This window comes from Streptomyces sp. NBC_01426 (genome assembly GCF_036231985.1).
Taxonomy (GTDB): Bacteria; Actinomycetota; Actinomycetes; order Streptomycetales; family Streptomycetaceae; genus Streptomyces.
The window spans coordinates 1,800,188-1,819,792 of record NZ_CP109500.1 but is presented as its reverse complement, the minus strand read 5'-3'; the positions used below and the strand labels follow the sequence as shown (position 1 = coordinate 1,819,792).

At 71.2% G+C, this 19,605-nt stretch carries 17 protein-coding genes; 4 read left to right on the top strand and 13 right to left on the bottom strand.

What is annotated here, in order from left to right; genetic code table 11:
• Positions 1–2: 2 nt before the first annotated feature.
• On the bottom strand, positions 3–2,795 hold the full coding sequence (locus OG906_RS08010) for a SpoIIE family protein phosphatase (protein ID WP_329441274.1): 2,793 nt from the start codon (positions 2,793–2,795) through the stop codon (positions 3–5).
• 9 nt (positions 2,796–2,804) lie between these two features.
• Entirely contained in the window at positions 2,805–3,788 is a 984-nt protein-coding gene (locus OG906_RS08005) for a GlxA family transcriptional regulator (protein ID WP_329441272.1), read from the bottom strand.
• 73 nt (positions 3,789–3,861) lie between these two features.
• Here OG906_RS08005 and OG906_RS08000 point away from each other — a divergent pair, with 73 nt between their 5' ends.
• Positions 3,862–4,491 (top strand): cysteine hydrolase family protein, encoded by a 630-nt coding sequence (locus OG906_RS08000; protein WP_329441270.1) that lies wholly within the window; start codon positions 3,862–3,864, stop codon positions 4,489–4,491.
• Positions 4,492–4,523: 32 nt separating this feature from the next.
• On the opposite strand, the gene OG906_RS07995 is transcribed toward OG906_RS08000, so the two are convergent.
• Both OG906_RS07995 and OG906_RS07990 read right to left on the bottom strand, forming a co-directional pair.
• Positions 4,524–5,021 carry a GNAT family N-acetyltransferase gene (locus OG906_RS07995; protein WP_329441268.1) on the bottom strand — a complete coding sequence of 166 codons (498 nt, stop codon included), beginning with the start codon at positions 5,019–5,021 and terminating at the stop codon, positions 4,524–4,526.
• Between the two features lie 149 nt (positions 5,022–5,170).
• The gene (locus tag OG906_RS07990) at positions 5,171–6,319 is read right to left on the bottom strand and encodes a glycerate kinase (RefSeq protein WP_329441266.1); all 1,149 of its coding nucleotides are present in this window, start codon (positions 6,317–6,319) and stop codon (positions 5,171–5,173) included.
• Positions 6,320–6,462: 143 nt separating this feature from the next.
• Here OG906_RS07990 and OG906_RS07985 point away from each other — a divergent pair, with 143 nt between their 5' ends.
• Genes OG906_RS07985 through OG906_RS07975 form a run of 3 tightly spaced genes read left to right on the top strand, consistent with a single transcriptional unit; the run spans position 6,463 to position 9,198 of the window.
• The gene (locus tag OG906_RS07985; protein WP_329441264.1) at positions 6,463–8,187 is read left to right on the top strand and encodes a BCCT family transporter; all 1,725 of its coding nucleotides are present in this window, start codon (positions 6,463–6,465) and stop codon (positions 8,185–8,187) included.
• 37 nt (positions 8,188–8,224) lie between these two features.
• Positions 8,225–8,725, top strand: coding sequence for an NUDIX hydrolase (locus OG906_RS07980; RefSeq protein ID WP_329441262.1), 501 nt, complete (start codon positions 8,225–8,227; stop codon positions 8,723–8,725).
• Between the two features lie 44 nt (positions 8,726–8,769).
• On the top strand, positions 8,770–9,198 hold the full coding sequence (locus OG906_RS07975; RefSeq protein WP_267796082.1) for a hypothetical protein: 429 nt from the start codon (positions 8,770–8,772) through the stop codon (positions 9,196–9,198).
• Between the two features lie 33 nt (positions 9,199–9,231).
• Here OG906_RS07975 and OG906_RS07970 read toward each other — a convergent pair whose 3' ends face one another.
• The 9 genes from OG906_RS07970 to ccrA form a co-directional block, all read right to left on the bottom strand.
• Complete coding sequence (locus OG906_RS07970) at positions 9,232–9,741, bottom strand: methylated-DNA--[protein]-cysteine S-methyltransferase (protein ID WP_329441260.1); 510 nt, start codon at positions 9,739–9,741, stop codon at positions 9,232–9,234.
• Positions 9,742–9,756: 15 nt separating this feature from the next.
• Complete coding sequence (locus OG906_RS07965; protein WP_329441258.1) at positions 9,757–11,238, bottom strand: AlkA N-terminal domain-containing protein; 1,482 nt, start codon at positions 11,236–11,238, stop codon at positions 9,757–9,759.
• A gap of 248 nt (positions 11,239–11,486) precedes the next feature.
• On the bottom strand, positions 11,487–12,269 hold the full coding sequence (gene pssA / locus OG906_RS07960; RefSeq protein WP_371591609.1) for a CDP-diacylglycerol--serine O-phosphatidyltransferase: 783 nt from the start codon (positions 12,267–12,269) through the stop codon (positions 11,487–11,489).
• 58 nt (positions 12,270–12,327) lie between these two features.
• Positions 12,328–12,984, bottom strand: coding sequence for a phosphatidylserine decarboxylase (locus OG906_RS07955; RefSeq protein WP_053681721.1), 657 nt, complete (start codon positions 12,982–12,984; stop codon positions 12,328–12,330).
• Between the two features lie 186 nt (positions 12,985–13,170).
• Positions 13,171–14,376: an acyl-CoA dehydrogenase family protein gene (locus OG906_RS07950; protein ID WP_267796086.1), complete on the bottom strand. Its 1,206-nt coding sequence runs from the start codon at positions 14,374–14,376 to the stop codon at positions 13,171–13,173.
• Positions 14,377–14,380: 4 nt separating this feature from the next.
• Complete coding sequence (locus tag OG906_RS07945) at positions 14,381–14,893, bottom strand: MaoC family dehydratase (protein ID WP_053681718.1); 513 nt, start codon at positions 14,891–14,893, stop codon at positions 14,381–14,383.
• A 5-nt stretch (positions 14,894–14,898) separates the two neighbouring features.
• On the bottom strand, positions 14,899–15,873 hold the full coding sequence (locus tag OG906_RS07940; protein ID WP_053681715.1) for an HpcH/HpaI aldolase/citrate lyase family protein: 975 nt from the start codon (positions 15,871–15,873) through the stop codon (positions 14,899–14,901).
• Entirely contained in the window at positions 15,870–17,975 is a 2,106-nt protein-coding gene (locus OG906_RS07935) for a protein meaA (protein ID WP_329441254.1), read from the bottom strand. The genes OG906_RS07940 and OG906_RS07935 overlap by 4 nt, the downstream gene beginning before the upstream one ends.
• Before the next feature lie 31 nt (positions 17,976–18,006).
• Entirely contained in the window at positions 18,007–19,344 is a 1,338-nt protein-coding gene (ccrA, locus tag OG906_RS07930) for a crotonyl-CoA carboxylase/reductase (protein ID WP_053681712.1), read from the bottom strand.
• Positions 19,345–19,605 lie beyond the last annotated feature (261 nt).

The window sequence follows — 19,605 nt, the reverse complement described above, 5'->3', positions numbered from 1 at the left end:
CGTCACCAGGCCAGGCCCTCCAGGTCGTCCAGGTCCAGCGTGAGGGCCGCCAGCGGCTCCGCAGGGTTCCCGGTCAGCGGGAGCTCCGCCCAGATCACCTTCCCCCGCTCGGTGTACCGCGTGCCCCACCGCTCCGCGTACTGCGCGACGAGGAACAGCCCCCGGCCGCCCTCGTCGGTGGTGGCCGCGTACCGCAGGTGCGGGGACGTGCTGCTGCCGTCCGACACCTCGATGATCAGCGTCCGGTCGCGCAGCAGCCGCACCCGGACGGGCGCGCTCCCGTAGCGGATGGCGTTGGTGATCAGCTCGCTGAGGATCAGCTCCGCCGTGAAGGCGATCTCCTCCAGGCCCCAGGCGGCGATCTGCGCCGAGCCCGCGTTGCGCACCCGCGACACCGCCGCCGTGTCGCCGGGCACGTCCCATTCCGCGATCCGCCCGGCGTCCAGCCGCCTGGTGTCGGCGATCAGGAGGGCGATGTCGTCGCTCGGCACCGGGAACAACAGCGTCGCCAGCACGTCGGCGCACGCCTGGTCGGGACTGCGTCCGGGCAGCGACAGGGTTTCGCCGAGCAGCCGCAGACCGGTGTCGAAGTCCCGGTCGCGGTCCTCCAGCAGGCCGTCGGTGAACAGCGCGAGCCGGCTCCCCTCGGGCAGCATCAGCTCGGTGGTCTCGAAGGGCATCCCGCCCACGCCCAGCGGCAGCCCGGTCGGCAGCTCGGGGAACTCCACCCGCCCGTCGGGGTGGACCAGCGCCGGCCCGGGATGCCCGGCGCTCGCCAGCGTGCAGCGGCCCGACACGGGGTCGTAGACCGCGTACAGGCAGGTGGCGCCGGTGACCCCGGCGGCCTCCTCGACGGGCTCGCCGTCCTGCGCGTCGAGGTCGTTCTCGTTGCGGTCGATCCGGTCGATCAGCTCGTCGAGGTGTCCGAGCAGCTCGTCGGGCGGCATGTCCAGGGTGGAGAAGTTGTGGACCGCGGTGCGCAGGCGTCCCATCGTCGCCGCCGCGTGCACCCCGTGCCCGACCACGTCCCCGACGACCAGGGCCACCCGCGTCCCCGGCAGCGGGATCACGTCGAACCAGTCGCCGCCCACCCCGGCCTTCGCGGGCAGGTACCGGAACGCGACGTCCACGGCGGTCAGGTCGGGCAGCACCCGGGGGAGCAGGCTGCGCTGGAGCGTCACGGCGGTGGCGTGCTCGCGGGTGTAGCGGCGGGCGTTGTCGATGGAGACCGCGGCCCGCGCGCCGAGTTCCTCCGCGAAGGACAGGTCCTCCTCGTCGAAGGCCTCGGGGGTGTCCGCCCGCCAGAAATTGGCCATTCCCAGGACCACCCCGCGGGCCTGGAGCGGTACGGAGATCAGCGAGTGCAGCCCGTACTCCAACGCGATCCGGGTCCCCTCCGCGTCCTGGGCCCGCCAGCCGAAGGCGGTGCGCAGATCGGAGGCCAGCACCGCGCTGCCCGCGGCGAGGGCCGCGGCCATCGGCGCCGTCGGCACGACGAACCGGATGACGTCCCCGACCGGCTGGAGCGGCTGGTCCGTGCGGACCCCCGACACGGCCGCCCGCCGCATCTCCGTGTACGCCCCGGTGGGCACCGAGGGCTCCTCGCCGTGCAGCACCGGTTCCAACAGCTCGACGGTCACGAAGTCCGCGAACCGGGGGACGGCCACCTCCGACAGTTCCTCCGCGGTCCGCGTCACGTCCAGGGTGGTACCGATCCGCACCCCGGCGTCGTACAGCATCTGGAGCCGGTCCCGGGCCACCTCGGCCCGGCCGGAGAGCGCGGCGAGCTCGGTGGAGTCCCGCAGGGTCACCACGCTGCCCGAGGGGCGCCCCGCGTACGGCTTGGTACGGCGGACGTTCACCGCGAGCAGGCGGTCGCCCGCCGGGTGCACCTCGTCCGTCACCACGCGCCCCGACGTCAGCAGGGCCGCCGTACGGGGGTCCAGTCCGAGGTCTTCCACGTGCTGCTGCTCGGCGTCGGGGGGCAGCCCCAACAGCCGGCGGGCCTCGTCGTTGGCGAGTTGCAGTCGATGGTCGGCCCCGATGATCAGCACGCCCTCGCGCACGGCGTGCAGCACCGCCTCGTGGTGCTCGTTCATCCGCGCCATGTCGGCGGGACCCAGGCCGCTGGTCTGGCGCCGCAGTCGGCGGCTGACGAGAGCGGCTCCGCCGGTGCCGAGCACCAGGGCGCCCACCGCGGCGCCGATCAGCAGCGGGAGCTGGTTCTCGACCGCGTCACCGACGTTCTGGATCTCGATGCCGGTGGCGACGAGGCCGACGACCGCGCCGCTCGCGTCCCGCACCGGGACCACGGCGCGGACCGCGCTGCTCGGTGCGCCCTTGAAGGTCTCGGTGAAGGACTCGCCCCGCACGGCACGATCGAGGTCGCCGGTGGCCCGCCGGCCGATCAGCTCGGTCCGGGAGTCGGTGTAGCGCACCCCGTCGGTCTTCAGGACGGAGATGAAGTCGAGCCCGGAGGCCTTGCGGGCGCCCTCCGCCAGCGGCTGGAGCACGGCCGTCGGATCGGAACTCCTGAGGGCGGCGGGCAGGCCGGGCGCACGCGCGAAGGACTCGGCGGCGGCCAGCGAGCGGTTGCGGGCGTCCTGCCGGCTGTCGTACCGGGCCTGGAACACCAGCGCCAGCGCCGCCGCGGCGATCAACATCAGCACGATCACGGCCTGCAACGCGAACACCTGACCGGCGACACTGCCCGGGGCCAGGGAGAGACGCGCGAGCAGGCCCGATGGTTGGCCCGCCGGCGGTGATCCCCGGGGTCGACCCGAACGTCCGGTCATGAGCCATTTCTAACACTGTCGCCGCGGTTTGGGGGTGGCGGAGGCATCCGCGCGATATGCACGCGGACTCATGCCGACGTGCGCGGTGAACCGTTGGCGGAAGTTCACCTCGCCGGAGAACCCGGCCCGGCGGGCCACCTCCGCCACCGGATGGTCGGTGCGTTCCAGCAGTTTGCGGGCCTCGTCCAGGCGGTGGCGCAGGAGCCACTTGTGCGGGGTCGTGCCCGTCCCGGCCGCGAAGTGCCGGGCGAAGGAGCGGGGCGACATGCCGGCCCAACGGGCCAGTGTGGCCACGTCAAGGGGCTCGTGCAGATGGCGCAGGGCCCGTTCCCGCACGGCCGCGAGCGCCTCGGCGGTACGGTCCGCCGCGGGGGTGGGCCGGTCCAGGTACTGGGCGTGGTCCCCGGTGCGGAAGGGTCCCGTGACCATGGACCGGGCGATGGCCGCGGCGACCTCCGAACCGTGCGCCTCCCGGACCAGGTGCAGGCACAGGTCGATGCCGGAGGCCACCCCGGCGGACGTCCAGATGCCCGAGTCCTCCACGAACAGCGGGGCGTCCTCGACCAGCACGCCGGGATGGCGCTCGGCCAACCGGGGGGCGAGCCACCAGTGGGTGACGGCCCTGCGCCCCTCCAGCAGCCCGGCCTCGGCGAGGATGAACGCCCCGGCACACAGCGAGGCCACCGGCACGCCCCGCGCGTGGGCCTCCCGCAGGGCCGCCAACACGGGCTCGGGCGTCGGGTCGGTCGGCTCGGACAGCGCCGGTACGACGACCAGGTCGGCGCGGGCCAGCCAGTCCAGGTCCCGGTCGGGCGCCAGCGTCAGCCCGCCGGGCAGGGCGATCGGCCCGGTGTCCAGGGCGCAGCGCCGCAGCTCGAAGTGCGGGACGCCGGCGCGGCTGCGGTCGGGCCCCCAGACCTCGGTGATGACGGCCAGGTCGAAGGCGCGGATGCCGGGCTGACAGACGATCGCGATCCGGTGCATGCCTGCCATTGTGGCAGGATCCCATCGGTTCGGGTCCGCGCCGCCCCTGTCGGGTCCGGCGCCCGCCGCACAGGATGAGGCCATGACGACGAACGAGAACCCGAACCCGAACGACCCCGCGATCGAGATCGCCGACAACACCGCCCTGGTCGTCGTCGACGTCCAGCGCGGCTTCGACGACGCGTCCTTCTGGGGCCCGCGGAACAACCCGGAGGCGGAGGCCAACATCGCCGCCCTCATGGACGCCTGGCAGGAGACGGGCCGCCCCGTGGTCCTGGTCCGGCACACCTCGGTCCTCTCCGGTTCCGTCCTGGCCGAGGACCACCCCGGCCACGCGTTCAAGGACTTCGTGCAGGACCGCCGGCACTCGGCCGCCCTGCTGGTCACCAAGACGGTGAACTCCTCGTTCCACGGCACCCCGGACCTGGCGCGGTGGCTCGACGCGCAGGGCATCGGCGCGTTCGTCGTCGTCGGGATCCAGACCAACATGTGCGTGGAGACCACCGCCCGGATCGGCGGCAACCTCGGCTACGAGGTGCTCGTCCCCCTCGACGCCACGCACACCTTCGACCTCGAAGGCCCGGACGGTCTGCGTCTGACCGCCGACGCGCTGACCACCGCCACGGCCGTCAACCTCCACGGCGGCGGTTTCGCCCGGGTGACCACCACCGCCCGGCTCCTCTCTGCGGTCCGCGGCGCGGTCGCGGCGTAGCCGGGGCGCGGGTTTGTCCCGGGCCGGTGGGGTCAGCGATCGGCCCAGGTCACCGCGTAGTACCGCAGCCGGTCGTCCTCCCGCAGGAACCGCATCCCGGCGGCGGCCATCACCCGCCGGGATGCCGTGTTCTCCCGGTCGGTGTCCCCGTCCACCCCGCGGGCGCCGTGCGCGCGGGCGTGGTCCAGCAGGGCGCGCAGCGCCTCGGCGGCATGACCGCGGCCCCGGGCCGCAGGGGTCAGCCCGAAGCCGACGGTGACCCGTCCGGCGGCGTTCGCCGGCCCGTGGAACCCGGCCCCGCCGATCGCGACGCCGTCCTCGCGGCGCCGGATCTCGTACGCGCCGAACGGCCCCGGATCGCCGTGCTCGGCGAGCAGGCGCAGGAACCGCTCCGCCCCCGCCCGGTCCGCGGCGTCCGGGTACCCGGGCCCCCACCGGTCGTCGGGCCGGGGCGTCCCGGACGCGAGGTGTTCGGCCGAGGCCCGGTCCAGGGGCGCGAGCAGCAGTCGCGCGGTCAGCAGTGTGGTCACGGGCCCTGCCTACCAGTCGGGCCCGACCGGCCGGTACCGCATGGTTCGGGCTCCCGGCCCCCGACCCCGGCCCCCGTCCCCCGACCCCGGACACGCCCGAGGCCCGGCCCCTGCGTCGGGGACCGGGCCTCGGGCGTGTCTCGCAGGCGTCAGAGCACGTCGGCGGCGATGTTGGCCGCGACCCGCTCCAGCAGGGGACCGGCGTTCGCGATGCACTTCGCGGGGTCCGGCTCGATCTCCGTCAGCGGGTACGCCCGCCGGATGCCGGCGGCCTGGAGGGCCTCCTGCTCCAGCAGCAGCCGCCCGCACACCGCGACGACCTCCTTGCCCGCCGCGCGCGCCGCGGCCGCCACCCCGGCCGGGGCCTTGCCGTGCAGGGTCTGCTCGTCCAGCGAACCCTCACCGGTGATGACCAGCGTGGCCCGCTCCAGAGCCGGCGCGAAGCCGAGCACCTCCAGCATCAGCTCGATGCCGGGACGGAACGTCGCACCGAGGAGCAGCGCGCCGTAGCCGATGCCGCCCGCGCCGCCCGCGCCCGGCAGCACCGCGCACTCGGCGGCCTTCGGGCCGATCGACTTCTCCAGTACGACCGCGAAGTGCGCCAGCGCCGCGTCGAGCGTCGCCACGTCCTCGGGCGACGCGCCCTTCTGCGGGCCGTAGACCGCCGGCGCGCCCTTCGGGCCCGTCAGCGGGTTGTCCACGTCGCTGGCGAGGACGAAGTCCACGTTCGCGAAGCGCGGGTCGACGCCGGACAGGTCCGCCGAGGCCAGTGACGCCAGGGCGCCGCCGCCGGGACCGACGGGTTCGCCGTTCGCATCCAGGAACACCGCGCCCAGCGCCGCGAGCATGCCCGCGCCGCCGTCGGTGGTGGCGCTGCCGCCCACGCCGAACACGATCGAGCGGGCGCCCGCGTCCAGCGCCGCCTTCAGCAGCTCGCCCGATCCGTACGTGGTCGCCGTCAGCGCGGCGAACACGCCCGAAGGCAGCAGCTGGAGCCCGGAGGCCTCCGCCATCTCGACCACCGCGGTGCCGTCGCGCAGCGCGAAAGCAGCCGTGACCTGGTCACCGAGGGGTCCGGTGACCCGTACCTCCCGGCGTTCGAAACCGGCCGCCACGGCGGCCGCGACCGTACCGTCGCCGCCGTCCGCGACGGGGAGGGTCTCGATCTCCACGCCCGGGACGGCGCTGCGAAGGCCCGCCGTCACCCGCTCCGCGACCTGCACGGCCGTGAGCGAGCCCTTGAATTTGTCCGCGGCGATGAGCACGCGCGCGGTCTCAGTTACTGCTCCGTCCGTCACCTTGCTAATCCCTTGCTATCGAACAGTGCAGTCGCGCCCCCATGAGCGTATCCGGAGGATCCTCCTATGCCCATGGGTGGCCTGGGCCACACCCGGCGCGCCATCGCCCTAAATCGGTATATACGCCTGCATAGTGTGGCCGCATGAGCGCCGATTCGCTGGAACAGCCACGTCCGGATCCCCCGGGCGCGGGTCCGAACGACCCGGGGAGCGGTACTCCCGACCTCCAGGTGGTCGCGATCGGAGTGCTCGCCGTGCTCGCCGTCGTGGCGTGGGCGGTGTTCGGCAAGGACTCCTTCGACACCGCGTCGAGCACGGCGCTCGCCTGGGTGCTGGGCAACTTCGCCTGGCTGTTCGTGATCGCCGCCGACGTCTTCCTCGTCATGTGCGTCGTCCTCGCCCTCGGTCGGTTCGGCCGGATCAGGCTCGGCGCCGACGACTCCGAGCCCGAGTTCACGAACCTGTCCTGGATCGCGATGATGTTCAGCGCCGGCATGGGCATCGGCCTGATGTTCTACGGCGTGGGAGAGCCGCTCACCCACTTCCTGCACCCGCCACCCGCCTCCGGGGCGGCCCCGGGGACCGGCGCCGCCGCCCGCGCGGCCCTGGACTACTCCTTCTTCCACTGGACCCTGACCCCCTGGGCCATCTACGGCATCGCGGGCCTCGCCCTGGCCTACGCGACCTTCCGCAAGGGCCGCGGCAACCGGCTCAGCTCCGCCTTCGTCCCGCTGATCGGCGAGCGGCGGGCCACCGGACCGCTCGGCAGGACCATCGACCTGCTCGCCGTCTTCGCCACGGTCTTCGGCACCGCGACCAGCCTCGGCCTCGGCGCGCTCCAGGTGGCCGAGGGGCTCGACCTCACCGCCGGCGTCGAGGACACGATCACCGTCCAGCTGATCATCATCGGCTCGCTGTCGGCTGCCTTCGTGCTCTCCGCCTTCTCCGGCCTGCACAAGGGCGTGAAGTGGCTGAGCACCATCAACCTCGTGCTCGCCGCGGTGCTCATGCTCTTCGTCTTCGTCCTCGGCCCGACCGTCTACATCCTCGACGTCATCCCGGCGAGCGTCGGCAGCTACCTGCACGAACTGCTGCCCCTGGCGACCGGGACCGGCGCCTTCACCGACAGCACGTGGCTCGGCGCGTGGACCATCTTCTACTGGGCGTGGTGGCTCTCCTGGGCCCCGTTCGTCGGCACCTTCATCGCCCGCATCTCGCGCGGCCGCACCATCCGCGAGTTCCTCATCGGCGTGCTGCTGGTGCCCAGCGGCGCCACCGTCGTCTGGTTCTGCGTGATGGGCGGCACCGCCATCCGGCTCGAATCCACCGGCGCCGCCGACCTCGCCGGCAAGGTCCGCGAGGGCGTGGAGGCGTCGCTCTTCGCGATGCTCGACGCGCTGCCGCTGGGCACCGTCACCTCCTGGGTGGCGATGGTCCTGGTCATGACCTACTTCGTCACCAGCGCCGACTCCGCCTCCCTGGTCATGGGCTCGCTCACCAGCCGCGGCTCCCTGAACCCGCCCACCTGGCTGGTCGTCACCTGGGGCATCCTGATGGCCGGCGTGGCCGCCGCGCTGCTCCTCGCGGGCGGCCTGAAATCCCTTCAGACCGCGACCATCCTGGTCGCACTGCCCTTCGTCGTCGTCATGTTGCTGCTCTGCTGGGCCCTGGTGAGGGAACTGCGCGAGGACCCCGGCGCGGGCCCCGCCCGCACGCACGCGCTCCACGGGATGCGCGACGCCGTCAAGGCGATGGTCGGCGACGCCGTCACCGGACAGGACCGGGCCGGCCACCACCGGCTCAAGCGGGTCGCCGAGTCCAAGGGGCGGGACCGCACGGACGGCGAGGACGGCGCCTCCGGTACGTGATCCACACACCCGGCGGCGGCTGGGTAGGGTTGCGGGCGTGACCACCACCGATGCCTACGCCACCTACATCGCGAGCCTGCCCCGGGTGCTGGCCGGCGCCGCCGCGCTCTTCCGCGACGCCGAGGGACGGGTGCTCCTCGTCGAGCCGAACTACCGCGCGGGCTGGGCCCTGCCGGGCGGCACCATCGAGTCGGACACCGGCGAGTCCCCGCGCACGGCGGCCCGCCGCGAGAGCGCCGAGGAGATCGGACTCGACGTCGCGCTCGGCAGACTGCTCGCCGTCGACTGGAGCGTGGGCCCCGACCGCCCGCCGATCGTCGCGTACGTCTACGACGGGGGCGTGCTGGACGCCGGACAACTGGCCTCGATCAGGCTCCAGGAGGAGGAACTGGTCTCCTGGAAGCTGGTCGAGCCCGACGAACTCACCACCCACCTGCTCGGATCGCTCGGCCTGCGCACCCAAGAGGCCCACCGCGTGCTGGAGTCGGGCGAGAGCACCGCAGAGCTGGAGAACGGCCGCCGCCCGGCGACCGCATAGTCCCGTTACACCAGGCCTACTTCGACCAGGACAGAATTCAGCGAATGATCACGATGTACGCCTGGCCCAGCACGGCCGACGGGCCCGACGCCCTCCCCATGGTCCACTTCACCACCGACGACCAGTCCAGCGGCGAGTTCACCGCCGAGGGGACCCCGGTCTGGATGTTCGACGGCGCGATACGCGACGGCGGATGGGCCGAGTTCGGCGACTTCGAGGGCTGGTCGACCCCCGCCGAGGGCTGGCAGGCCTTCTACCGCCGCGAGGACGACCTCCTCGCCGTCACCGGACCCGGCGCCTGCGAAGGCTGGTACCAGGGCAAACTGGGCGCCGACGCCGCGTGGGTGGCCGCGGCCGGGGAACAGCAGAGCGTGGTGCTGCTCGCCGCCCCCGTCCAACACCCCTCGCTGTACGCCTACGCGGTGGAAGCCGGCGCCGGCTTCGCCCTGCTGGTGCCCCTGGTCGTCATCTAGTGCCGTAGGGCCCGCCTTCGGGATGGGGCCGGATCAGGCCAGTTCCTCCTGGGTGGGCGCGCCGGACTCGAAGGCCAGCAGCTTCACCTTGCGCTCCACCCCGCCGCCGTAGCCCGTCATGCCCCCCGAGGCCCCGATGACGCGGTGGCAGGGCACGATGATGCCGATCGGGTTCCTGCCGTTCGCCAGACCCACCGCGCGCGAGGCACCCGGCTTGCCCAGCTTGTCCGCGAGCTGCCCGTACGACCAGGTCTCGCCGTACGGGATGCGCACCAGCTGCTCCCACACACTGCGCTGGAACTCGGTGCCCTCCATGCGCAGCGGCAGGGTGAACTCGCTCAGCTCCCCGGCGAAGTACGCGGTCAACTGCCGCACCACTTCGGGGAACGGCGCCTCGCTCTCCTCGACCCGCTCCCCGAAGGACTCCTCGGCCGGTCGGTGCCGCTGCCCGACCATGTACAGGCCGCTCAGGACGCCGTCGGTGGCGACGAGCGTCAGCGGGCCGTAGGGGCTCGCGACGACGGTGTGCTGCTTGCTGGTCATGACGGTCGGGCTCCTTCAGACGGGCAGGTGGTTGATGGCGTGGTCCTCGGTGGCCCACAGGTACTGCACGGCGTACGCGCGCCAGGGCCGCCAGCCGGCCGCCCGGGCGGTCAGCGCCGCAGGCGTCCACGGGAGACCGAGACCCCGCGCCGCCCGCCGGACCCCCAGGTCCGACGGCAGGAACGCGTCCGGGTCGCCCAGCGCCCGCATCGCGATGACCTCGGTGGTCCACGGACCGAAGCCGGGGAGCTCGCCGAGGCGCGCCCGGGCGCGTTCCCAGTCGCTGTCGATGCCGAGCGGCAGCGAACCGTCCGCCAGCGCCGCCACGAGCGTGGTCAGCGTCGTACGGCGGCTGCGCGGCAGGGCCAGGGACTCCGGGTCCAGCCCGGCCAGCGCCTGCGGGGAGGGGAACAGGTGCGTCAGCCCGCCCGCCGGGTCGGGATCGGCCACCGGCTCGCCGTGCGCGACGACCAGCCGGGCCGCGTGGGTACGGGCCGCCGCGGTGGACACCTGCTGCCCGAGGACCGCCCGTACGGCGAACTCGGCCGCGTCGACGGTACCGGGCACCCGGCGCCCGGGAGCCTTGTCCACGAGCGGCGCCAGCAGCGGGTCGGCGCGCAGTTGCTCGTCGATCGCCTCGGGGTCGGCGTCCAGGTCGAGGAGGCGACGGCAGCGGCTGATGGCGAGGGTGAGGTCGCGCAGGTCGGTCAGGGCCAGCTGGCAGCCGATGTGGTCGGGCTGCGGGGTGAGCGCGACCACGCCGGTGCCGTAGGGCAGGCGCAGGGTCCGGCGGTAGGCGCCGGCCCGCCATTCCTCGACCCCGGGCACGGCGGTCGCGGCGAGGTGGCCGAAGAGGTTGTCGGGGTTGAGCGGGGACCGGTACGGCAGCCGCAGGCTTATGGTCCCCGGGATCCGCGGCGTGTTGCGGTGGGCCTTCTCGCCGCGGGTCCGCAGCTCGCTGGGGGAGAGGGCGAAGACCTCGCGGACGGTGTCGTTGAAGGTCCGGATCGAGGAGAACCCGGCGGCGAAGGCGACGTCGGCCATGGGCAGCTCCGAGGTCTCGATCAGCAGCCGCGCGGTCTGCGCCCGCTGGGCCCGGGCCAGGGCCAGCGGCCCCGCCCCCAGCTCGGCGTTGAGCTGCCGCTCCACCTGCCGGGTCGAGTAGCCGAGGCGGGTGGCCAGCCCCGGCACGCCCTCGCGGTCGACGACCCCGTCCTGGATGAGCCGCATGGCCCGGGCGACGGCGTCGGCGCGGGCGTTCCACTCGGGGGACCCGGGGGAGGTGTCGGGTCGACACCGCTTGCAGGCCCGGAAACCGGCCTGCTGGCAGGCGGCCGCGCTCGGCAGGAACGACATGTTCGCGACCTTGGGCGGCACGGCCGGGCAGCTGGGTCGGCAGTAGATCCGGGTGGTCAGGACGGCGGTGAAGAACCAGCCGTCGAAGCGGGCGTCCTTCGACTGCACGGCCCTGACACAGCGTTCGGTGTCGGTGTACATGGCTCCAGGATCCCGGTGCGGACGAGGCGGGGCTGGCGGTTTTCCGACATCAAGGTTACGCCCGCCCCCGTCCCGGAGGCTCCGGACCCCGCAAGCCCCCGCACCATCTGCGTCAGGGCCCGACCGATGGGCCCGGCGACCCCGGGAAGGCCCTCCACGGGCCCGCCAGGCCCCCGGGGACACGAGAAGGGCCCCCGGCGCCTGTGCGGCACCGGGGGCCCTTCTCGGACAGCTTCACGGCGTGGAGCCTACGGGGCCTGCGTGGCCCGTGCCTCGCGCCGGTTGTGGCGGAACGTGTTCGCACGACGGGTCGTCGCGAACAGCGGGATGGTCGCCGCCATGGCGATCTGCAGCGCGCAGCCGGTCTGCAGCAGCAGCTGACCACCGGGGGCGTCGAACGCCCAGGCGGCCAGCAGCCCCATCGCCGCGACGATCCAGCTCAGCATCGCCACCGCGAGGACACCCCGCGGCTTGGGGTACTCGACCCGGCTCACCATCAGCCAGGCCACCCCGACGATCGCCAGCAGCGTCGGGACGAACGGCAGCTCCAGCAGCACGATCGAGACGACGGTCAGCGCGCCGAAGGGGCTCGGCATGCCCTGGAACATGCCGTCCTTCATCGTCACGCAGCTGAATCTCGCGAGCCGCAGCACCACGGCCAGCAGCACCACGATCGCCGCCAGCGCCGACATCTTCTGGACCGCGTCGTCGGCGACCATGCCGTAGACGAGGACGAAGTACGCGGGCGCCAGCCCGAAGCTGATCAGGTCGGACAGGTTGTCCAGCTCCGCGCCCATCGGCGAGCTGCGCAGCTTGCGGGCCACGATGCCGTCGAAGAGGTCGAAGACCGCGGCGAGCAGCATCAGTATCACGGCCGTCGCGGCGCTGCTGCGGGCCATGCCCGACTCACCGCTGCCGGTGAGGTGCGGGATCAGGATCCCGGTGGTGGTGAAGTACACCGCCATGAAGCCGCAGGTGGCGTTGCCGAGGGTGAGGGTGTCCGCTATCGACAGCCGCAGGGAGAGCGGCATGTCCTCGGCGTCCTCCTCCTTGGCCTCCGGCACCCAGCCTGTGGCAGGAGTCTCAGGGTCAGTCACGGTCAATTCGGGTCACCCCCGCGGTGGTGGCCTGACCGACCTCGACCGCGACCTCGACACCCTCGGGGAGGTAGATGTCGACGCGGGATCCGAAGCGGATCAGACCGATGCGTTCGCCCTGCTCCACCTTGGTGCCGGCCGGCAGGTACGGGACGATCCGACGCGCGACCGCGCCGGCGATCTGCACCATCTCGATGTCGCCGAGCTCGGTGTCGAAGTGCCAGACGACGCGCTCGTTGTTCTCGCTCTCCTTGTTGAACGCCGGGACGAACCCGCCGGGGATGTGCTCCACGGACGTCACCGTGCCCGCCAGGGGCGCGCGGTTGACGTGGACGTTCAGCGGGCTCATGAAGATCGCGACGCGGGTCCGTCCGTCCTTCCACGGCATGATGCTCTGCACCACACCGTCGGCGGGGGAGATGACCCGACCCTGCGTGATCTCACGCTCGGGGTCGCGGAAGAACCACAGCATGCCCGCGGCGAGCGCGGTGGCGGGCACGGCCGCCGCGGCCCAGCGCCCGGACTTGCGCGCCCGGGTGAGGCTGAGGGCCGCGGTGGCGACGGTCGGCAGAAGCCACGGCGATGCTCCGCGTGCGAGACGTCCACCGAGGAGGCCGACGCGAGGTGCAGAGGTTTGGCTGTGGGGCATGGATGACCTTCGTAGCGGGTGATTGCCGCGCCGCAAACGGGGGGACGGGACGGCGGCTTTACTGGAATGCTATCGGTTGCGCGCAACAACTGGGCAAGCCAGAAGCCGAGTCGATGGCCGTAAGTCGGTCACAGGTAGTGACTCTTCCGTGAGGAACCTTTGGGCGATTCCCCACGAAAGGGACTTTCAGCCCTGGAGTCGGTACTCCTCGAGAAGGCGTCGCCCGATGATCATTTTCTGGATCTCGGCCGTACCTTCACCGATGAGCAGCATCGGGGCTTCGCGGTAGAGGCGCTCGATCTCGTACTCCTTCGAGAAGCCGTATCCGCCGTGGATACGGAAGGCGTCCTCCACCACCTCCTTGCAGTACTCGGAGGCGAGGTACTTCGCCATCCCTGCTTCGAGGTCGTTTCGTTCCCCAGAGTCCTTTTTGCGTGCTGCATTGACCATCATCGCATGGGCCGCTTCGACCTTGGTAGCCATCTCGGCGAGCTTGAACTGGATGGCCTGGTGTTCGGCGATCGCCTTGCCGAAAGTGTGACGTTGTTGGGCATAGGAGACACCCAGCTCGAACGCACGCTGGGCGACGCCACAACCACGCGCCGCCACGTTCACGCGGCCGACCTCGACCCCGTCCATCATTTGGTAAAACCCTCGGCCGGTCTGGCCGCCGAGCACCCGATTGGCCGGAATGCGCAGTCCGTCCATGATGAGCTCGGTCGTGTCGACGCCCTTGTAGCCCATCTTGTCGATCTTGCCCGGGATCGTCAGGCCCGGACGGACCTCGCCGAAGCCCGGCTCCTTCTCGACGAGGAAGGTCGTCATGGACTTGTGCGGCGCGGTGCCTTCGGGGTGTCCTTCGTCACTTCGGACCAGAACGGCCACCAGCGTCGAGGTGCCGCCGTTCGTCAGCCACATCTTCTGGCCGTTCAGGACGTACTCGTCGCCGTCCTTCACCGCCTTCGAGGTGATGGCCGACACGTCCGAGCCGAGCCCGGGCTCGGACATCGAGAACGCGCCGCGCACCTCGCCCAGCGCCATACGGGGGAGGAAGTGGTCCTTCTGCTCCTGCGTGCCGTGCTGCTTGAGCATGTAGGCCACGATGAAGTGGGTGTTGATGATGCCCGAGACGGACATCCAGCCCCGCGCTATCTCCTCGACGCACAGCGCGTAGGTGAGCAACGACTCACCCAGGCCGCCGTACTCCTCGGGGATCATCAGGCCGAACAGGCCGAGTTCCTTGAGACCGTCGACGATCTGCTGCGGGTACTCGTCGCGGTGCTCCAGCTCGGTCGCGACCGGGATGATCTCCTTGTCGACGAACTCCCGGACGGTCTTGAGGATGTCCCTCTGGTCGTCCGTCAGGCCGGCGGTCTGGGCAAGTCGGCTCATGGTTCTACTTCCCCTGTTCCTTCAGCGTGGGGCGGCCGGGCTGCTCGCCGCCGCGCTCCTTGATGTAGGTCTCCGTCGGAACCATCACCTTGCGCCGGAAGACGCAGACGAGGGTGCCGTCCTGCTTGTAGCCCTTGGTCTCCACGTAGACGATCCCGCGGTCGTTCTTCGACTTCGACGGGGTCTTGTCGAGGACCGTGGTCTCGCCGTAGATGGTGTCGCCGTGGAAGGTCGGCGCCACGTGGCGCAGCGACTCGATCTCCAGGTTGGCGATGGCCTTGCCCGAGACGTCGGGGACCGACATGCCCAGCAGCAGGGAGTAGATGTAGTTGCCCACGACGACGTTCTTGCCGAAGTCGGTCGTGTTCTCCGCGTAGTTGCTGTCCATGTGGAGCGGGTGGTGGTTCATGGTCAGCAGACAGAAGAGGTGGTCGTCGTATTCGGTGACCGTTTTTCCGGGCCAGTGCTTGTAGACCGCACCGATCTCGAACTCTTCGTACGTGCGTCCGAACTGCATGGGGATCAGGCCTCCGGGATCTCGAACTTGGTGGTGCGACGCATCCCGGCGGCGCGGCCCTTGCCCGAGATGACCAGGGCCATCTTGCGGCTGGCCTCGTCGATCATCTCGTCGCCGAGCATCGCCGACCCCTTCTTGCCACCGGCCTCGGAGGTGCACCAGTCGTACGCGTCGAGGATCAGCTCGGCGTGGTCGTAGTCCTCCTGAGAGGGGGAGAAGACCTCGTTGGCGGCGTCGACCTGGCCGGGGTGCAGCACCCACTTGCCGTCGAAGCCGAGGGCGGCCGCGCGGCCGGCGACCTCGCGGTACCCGTCCACGTTCTTGATCTGGAGGAAGGGGCCGTCGATCGCCTGGAGGTCGTGCATGCGGGCCGCCATCAGGATCCGCATCAGGATGTAGTGGTAGGCGTCCGCCCCGTACCCGGGCGGCTGCATGCCCACGACCAGGGACTTCATGTTGATCGAGGCCATGAAGTCGGCGGGGCCGAAGATGATGGTCTCCAGCCGGGGGGAGGCGCCGGCGATCTCGTCGACGTTCACCAGGCCCTTGGCGTTCTCGATCTGCGCCTCGATGCCGATCTTGCCGACCTCGAAGCCCATGGTCTTCTCGATCTGGGTCAGCAGCAGGTCCAGCGCCACGACCTGCTGCGCGTCCTGGACCTTCGGGAGCATGATGCAGTCGAGGTTCTGGCCCGCGCCCTCGACGACCGTGATGACGTCGCGGTACGTCCAGTGCGTGGTCCAGTCGTTGACACGCACGACCCGGGTCTTGCCCGTCCAGTCGCCCTGGTTCAGCGCGTCCACGATGGTGTGGCGGGCGCCTTCCTTGGCGAGGGGGGCGCAGGCGTCCTCCAGGTCGAGGAAGACCTGGTCGGCCGGCAGGCCCTGGGCCTTCTCCAGGAACCGGGGGTTGGAACCCGGCACCGCGAGGCAGGAGCGGCGCGGCCGGAGCCGGTTGACCGGGGAAGTGGGCGTGGTCATGCGGGGACCTCCGTGCTTTCGGCGATGTCAGCTGTGTCGGCGATGTCGACCGTGTCGGCGTCGTCGAGGGGGTGGAGCTTGTTGGCCTTGCGGATCTCGTCGACGATACGGCCGATGATCTCCGTGATGCCGAAGTCCTTGGGGGTGAACACGGCGGCCACGCCGGCCGCCTTGAGTGTCACCGCGTCGGCATTCGGAATGATGCCGCCCACGATGACGGGGATGTCGCCCGCCCCCGCCAGACGCAGACGTTCCAGCACGTCGGGGACGAGGGCGCTGTGCGAACCGGACAGGATGGACAGTCCCACGCAGTGCACGTCCTCGGCCAGCGCCGCCGAGGAGATCTCCTCGGGTGTCAGCCGGATGCCCTGGTAGACCACCTCGAATCCGGCGTCGCGGGCCCGGACGGCGATCTGCTCGGCGCCGTTGGAGTGCCCGTCCAGGCCGGGCTTGCCGACCAGCAGCCGCAGCCGGCCGGAGCCCAGCTCGTCGGCCGTACGGGAGACCTTCGCGCGGACCAGCGCCATCGGGGTGCCCGCCTCGGCCGTGACCGCCACCGGGGCCGAGGAGACACCGGTCGGGGCGCGGAACTCGCCGAACACCTCGCGCAGCGCGCCGGCCCACTCGCCGGTGGTGACGCCCGCCCGGGCGCACTCCAGCGTGGCCTCCATCAGGTTCTCGGTCCCGGCCGCGGCGTCCTTCAGCCGGTCCAGGGACTGGCGCACGGTGGGGAAGACGAACGGGTCGCCCCCGCCCTGCCGGTCGGAGGACTCCTGGCGCTCGGCCTTCCAGCGGCCGATGCGCTCGACGGTCTGGGCCTCCAGCGCCCCGTCCACCGTCATGATGGCGCCGTCCAGGTCGGCGGTGAGCGGGTTCTCCTCGGTCTGCTGGAAGCAGTTGACGCCGACGATCTTGTCCTCGCCGTCCTCGATCCGGGCCCGCCGCTCGGCGTGCGAGGAGACCAGCTGGGACTTGAGGTAGCCCGATTCGACGGCCGCCATGGCGCCGCCCATCTCCTCGATCCGGTCGATCTCGGCCAGGCACTCCGTCACCAGCGAGTCCACCTTGGCCTCGATGACGGTCGAGCCCGCGAAGATGTCCTCGTACTCCAGGAGGTCGCTCTCGTGCGCGAGGACCTGCTGGATGCGCAGCGACCACTGCTGGTCCCAGGGCCGGGGCAGGCCCAGCGCCTCGTTCCAGGCGGGCAGCTGCACGGCGCGGGCGCGGGCGTCCTTGGAGAGGGTGACCGCGAGCATCTCCAACACGATGCGCTGGACGTTGTTCTCCGGCTGGGCCTCGGTCAGCCCCAGGGAGTTGACCTGGACGCCGTACCGGAAGCGGCGCTGCTTCGTGTTGTCGATGCCGTAGCGCTCCAGGGTGACCTTGTCCCAGATGCGGCCGAAGGCGCGCATCTTGCACATCTCCTCGATGAAGCGGACGCCCGCGTTCACGAAGAAGGAGATGCGGGCGACCACCTCGCCGAAGCGCTCCTCGGGCACCTGGCCCGAGTCGCGCACCGAGTCCAGTACGGCGATCGCGGTCGACATCGCGTACGAGATCTCCTGGACCGGGGTGGCCCCGGCCTCCTGGAGGTGGTACGAGCAGATGTTGATCGGGTTCCACTTCGGGATGTGGTTGACCGTGTACGCGATCATGTCCGTCGTCAGGCGGAGGGACGGCCCGGGCGGGAAGACGTGCGTCCCGCGCGAGAGGTACTCCTTGACGATGTCGTTCTGGGTGGTGCCCTGGAGCAGGGCGATGTCCGCGCCCTGCTCCTCGGCGGCCACCTGGTAGAGCGCCAGCAGCCACATGGCGGTGGCGTTGATCGTCATCGAGGTGTTCATCTGTTCCAGGGGGATGTCCTGGAACAGCCTCCGCATGTCGCCCAGGTGGGAGACCGGGACCCCGACCCGGCCCACCTCGCCGCGGGCGAGGACGTGGTCGGGGTCGTAGCCGGTCTGCGTCGGCAGGTCGAACGCGACCGACAGGCCGGTCTGGCCCTTGGCGAGGTTGCGGCGGTACAGCTCGTTGGACGCCTCGGCCGTGGAGTGGCCGGCGTACGTCCGCATGAGCCACGGACGGTCCTTCTGGCGCTCTGTCATCTCAGGCTGTCCCTTTGGCCCTTGAACGGTCTCAGACGTTACGGAAGCGGTTGATCGCGTCGAGGTGCGTCGCGCGCAGCTCGTGGTCGCGGACGCCCAGGCCCTCCTCGGGGGCGAGCGCGAGGACGCCGACCTTGCCCTGGTGGAGGTTGCGGTGGACGTCGTAGGCGGCCTGGCCGGTCTCCTCCAGGGAGTAGACCTTCGAGAGGGTGGGGTGGATCTTGCCCTTCGAGATCAGGCGGTTGGCCTCCCACGCCTCGCGGTAGTTCGCGAAGTGCGAGCCGATGATGCGCTTGAGCGACATCCACAGGTAGCGGTTGTCGTACTCGTGCATGTAGCCCGAGGTCGAGGCGCAGGTGGTGATGGTGCCGCCCTTGCGGGTGACGTAGACGCTCGCGCCGAAGGTCTCGCGGCCGGGGTGCTCGAAGACGATGTCGATGTCCTCGCCGCCGGTCAGCTCGCGGATGCGCTTGCCGAAGCGCTTCCACTCCTTGGGGTCCTGGGTGTGCTCGTCCTTCCAGAACTTGTAGCCCTCGGCGTTGCGGTCGATGATCGCGGTCGCGCCCATCGACCGGCAGATGTCCGCCTTCTGGTCGCTGGAGACGACACAGATCGGGTTGGCCCCGCCGGCCAGCGCGAACTGGGTGGCGTAGGAGCCGAGGCCGCCGCTGGCGCCCCAGATCAGGACGTTGTCGCCCTGCTTCATGCCGGCGCCGTTGCGCGAGACCAGCTGGCGGTAGGCGGTGGAGTTGACCAGGCCCGGGGAGGCGGCCTCCTCCCAGCTGAGGTGGTCGGGCTTGGGCATCAGCTGGTTGGACTTGACCAGGGCGATCTCCGCCAGGCCGCCGAAGTTGGTCTCGAAGCCCCAGATGCGCTGCTCGGGGTCGAGCATCGTGTCGTTGTGGCCGTCGGAGGACTCCAGCTCCACCGAGAGGCAGTGGGCGACGACCTCGTCGCCGGGCTGCCAGGAGTTCACGCCGGGACCGGTGCGCAGGACGACGCCCGCGAGGTCGGAGCCGATGACGTGGTACGGCAGGTCGTGGCGCTTGCTGAGGTCGGACAGGCGCCCGTAGCGCTCCAGGAAGCTGAAGGTGGACACCGGCTCGAAGATCGAGGTCCACACGGAGTTGTAGTTGACCGAGGAGGCCATGACGGCGACCAGGGCCTCGCCCGGGCCGAGCTCCGGGACGGGGACGTTGTCCAGGTGCAGGGACTTGCGGGGGTCCTTCTCACGGGTCGTGAGCCCCTCGAACATCCCCGCCTCGTCCTTGTGCACGGTGATCGCGCGGTACGAGTCGGGGAGCGGCAGGGCCGCGAAGTCGGCGGGCGTGGCGGCCTGCGACTGGATGGCTTCCAGAATGTCCTTCACGGTGTTGCCTCCGGCGAGCGCTGATGAGGGTGCGCTGAGGGGTACGCGGGTGCGCGGAACGGGTGTGGTGTGTGCCGTCGGTTCGGCGGAGCGGTGGTGCTGCGACGCCCGTGGTGAGGCGTGCTGGTGCCTGGTGACGCAGGCATCCGGGGCGCGGTTCGTGCCGAGTGGGCGAGGACCGCGGGGACATCCGGACGAGATTCAACGTATGGCACCCCGTGTCACTCAGCAAGGCACCGCGTGCCAAAACTTTCTCTCATT

Coding starts and splice junctions, on each gene's coding strand:
- OG906_RS08010 (WP_329441274.1), bottom strand. CDS start 2,795: ATGACCGGACGTTCGGGTCGACCCCGGGGATCACCGCCGGCGGGCCAA.
- OG906_RS08005 (WP_329441272.1), bottom strand. CDS start 3,788: ATGGCAGGCATGCACCGGATCGCGATCGTCTGTCAGCCCGGCATCCGC.
- OG906_RS08000 (WP_329441270.1), top strand. CDS start 3,862: ATGACGACGAACGAGAACCCGAACCCGAACGACCCCGCGATCGAGATC.
- OG906_RS07985 (WP_329441264.1), top strand. CDS start 6,463: ATGAGCGCCGATTCGCTGGAACAGCCACGTCCGGATCCCCCGGGCGCG.
- OG906_RS07975 (WP_267796082.1), top strand. CDS start 8,770: ATGATCACGATGTACGCCTGGCCCAGCACGGCCGACGGGCCCGACGCC.
- OG906_RS07970 (WP_329441260.1), bottom strand. CDS start 9,741: ATGACCAGCAAGCAGCACACCGTCGTCGCGAGCCCCTACGGCCCGCTG.
- OG906_RS07965 (WP_329441258.1), bottom strand. CDS start 11,238: ATGTACACCGACACCGAACGCTGTGTCAGGGCCGTGCAGTCGAAGGAC.
- pssA (WP_371591609.1), bottom strand. CDS start 12,269: ATGCCGCTCTCCCTGCGGCTGTCGATAGCGGACACCCTCACCCTCGGC.
- OG906_RS07955 (WP_053681721.1), bottom strand. CDS start 12,984: ATGCCCCACAGCCAAACCTCTGCACCTCGCGTCGGCCTCCTCGGTGGA.
- OG906_RS07950 (WP_267796086.1), bottom strand. CDS start 14,376: ATGAGCCGACTTGCCCAGACCGCCGGCCTGACGGACGACCAGAGGGAC.
- OG906_RS07945 (WP_053681718.1), bottom strand. CDS start 14,893: ATGCAGTTCGGACGCACGTACGAAGAGTTCGAGATCGGTGCGGTCTAC.
- OG906_RS07940 (WP_053681715.1), bottom strand. CDS start 15,873: ATGACCACGCCCACTTCCCCGGTCAACCGGCTCCGGCCGCGCCGCTCC.
- OG906_RS07935 (WP_329441254.1), bottom strand. CDS start 17,975: ATGACAGAGCGCCAGAAGGACCGTCCGTGGCTCATGCGGACGTACGCC.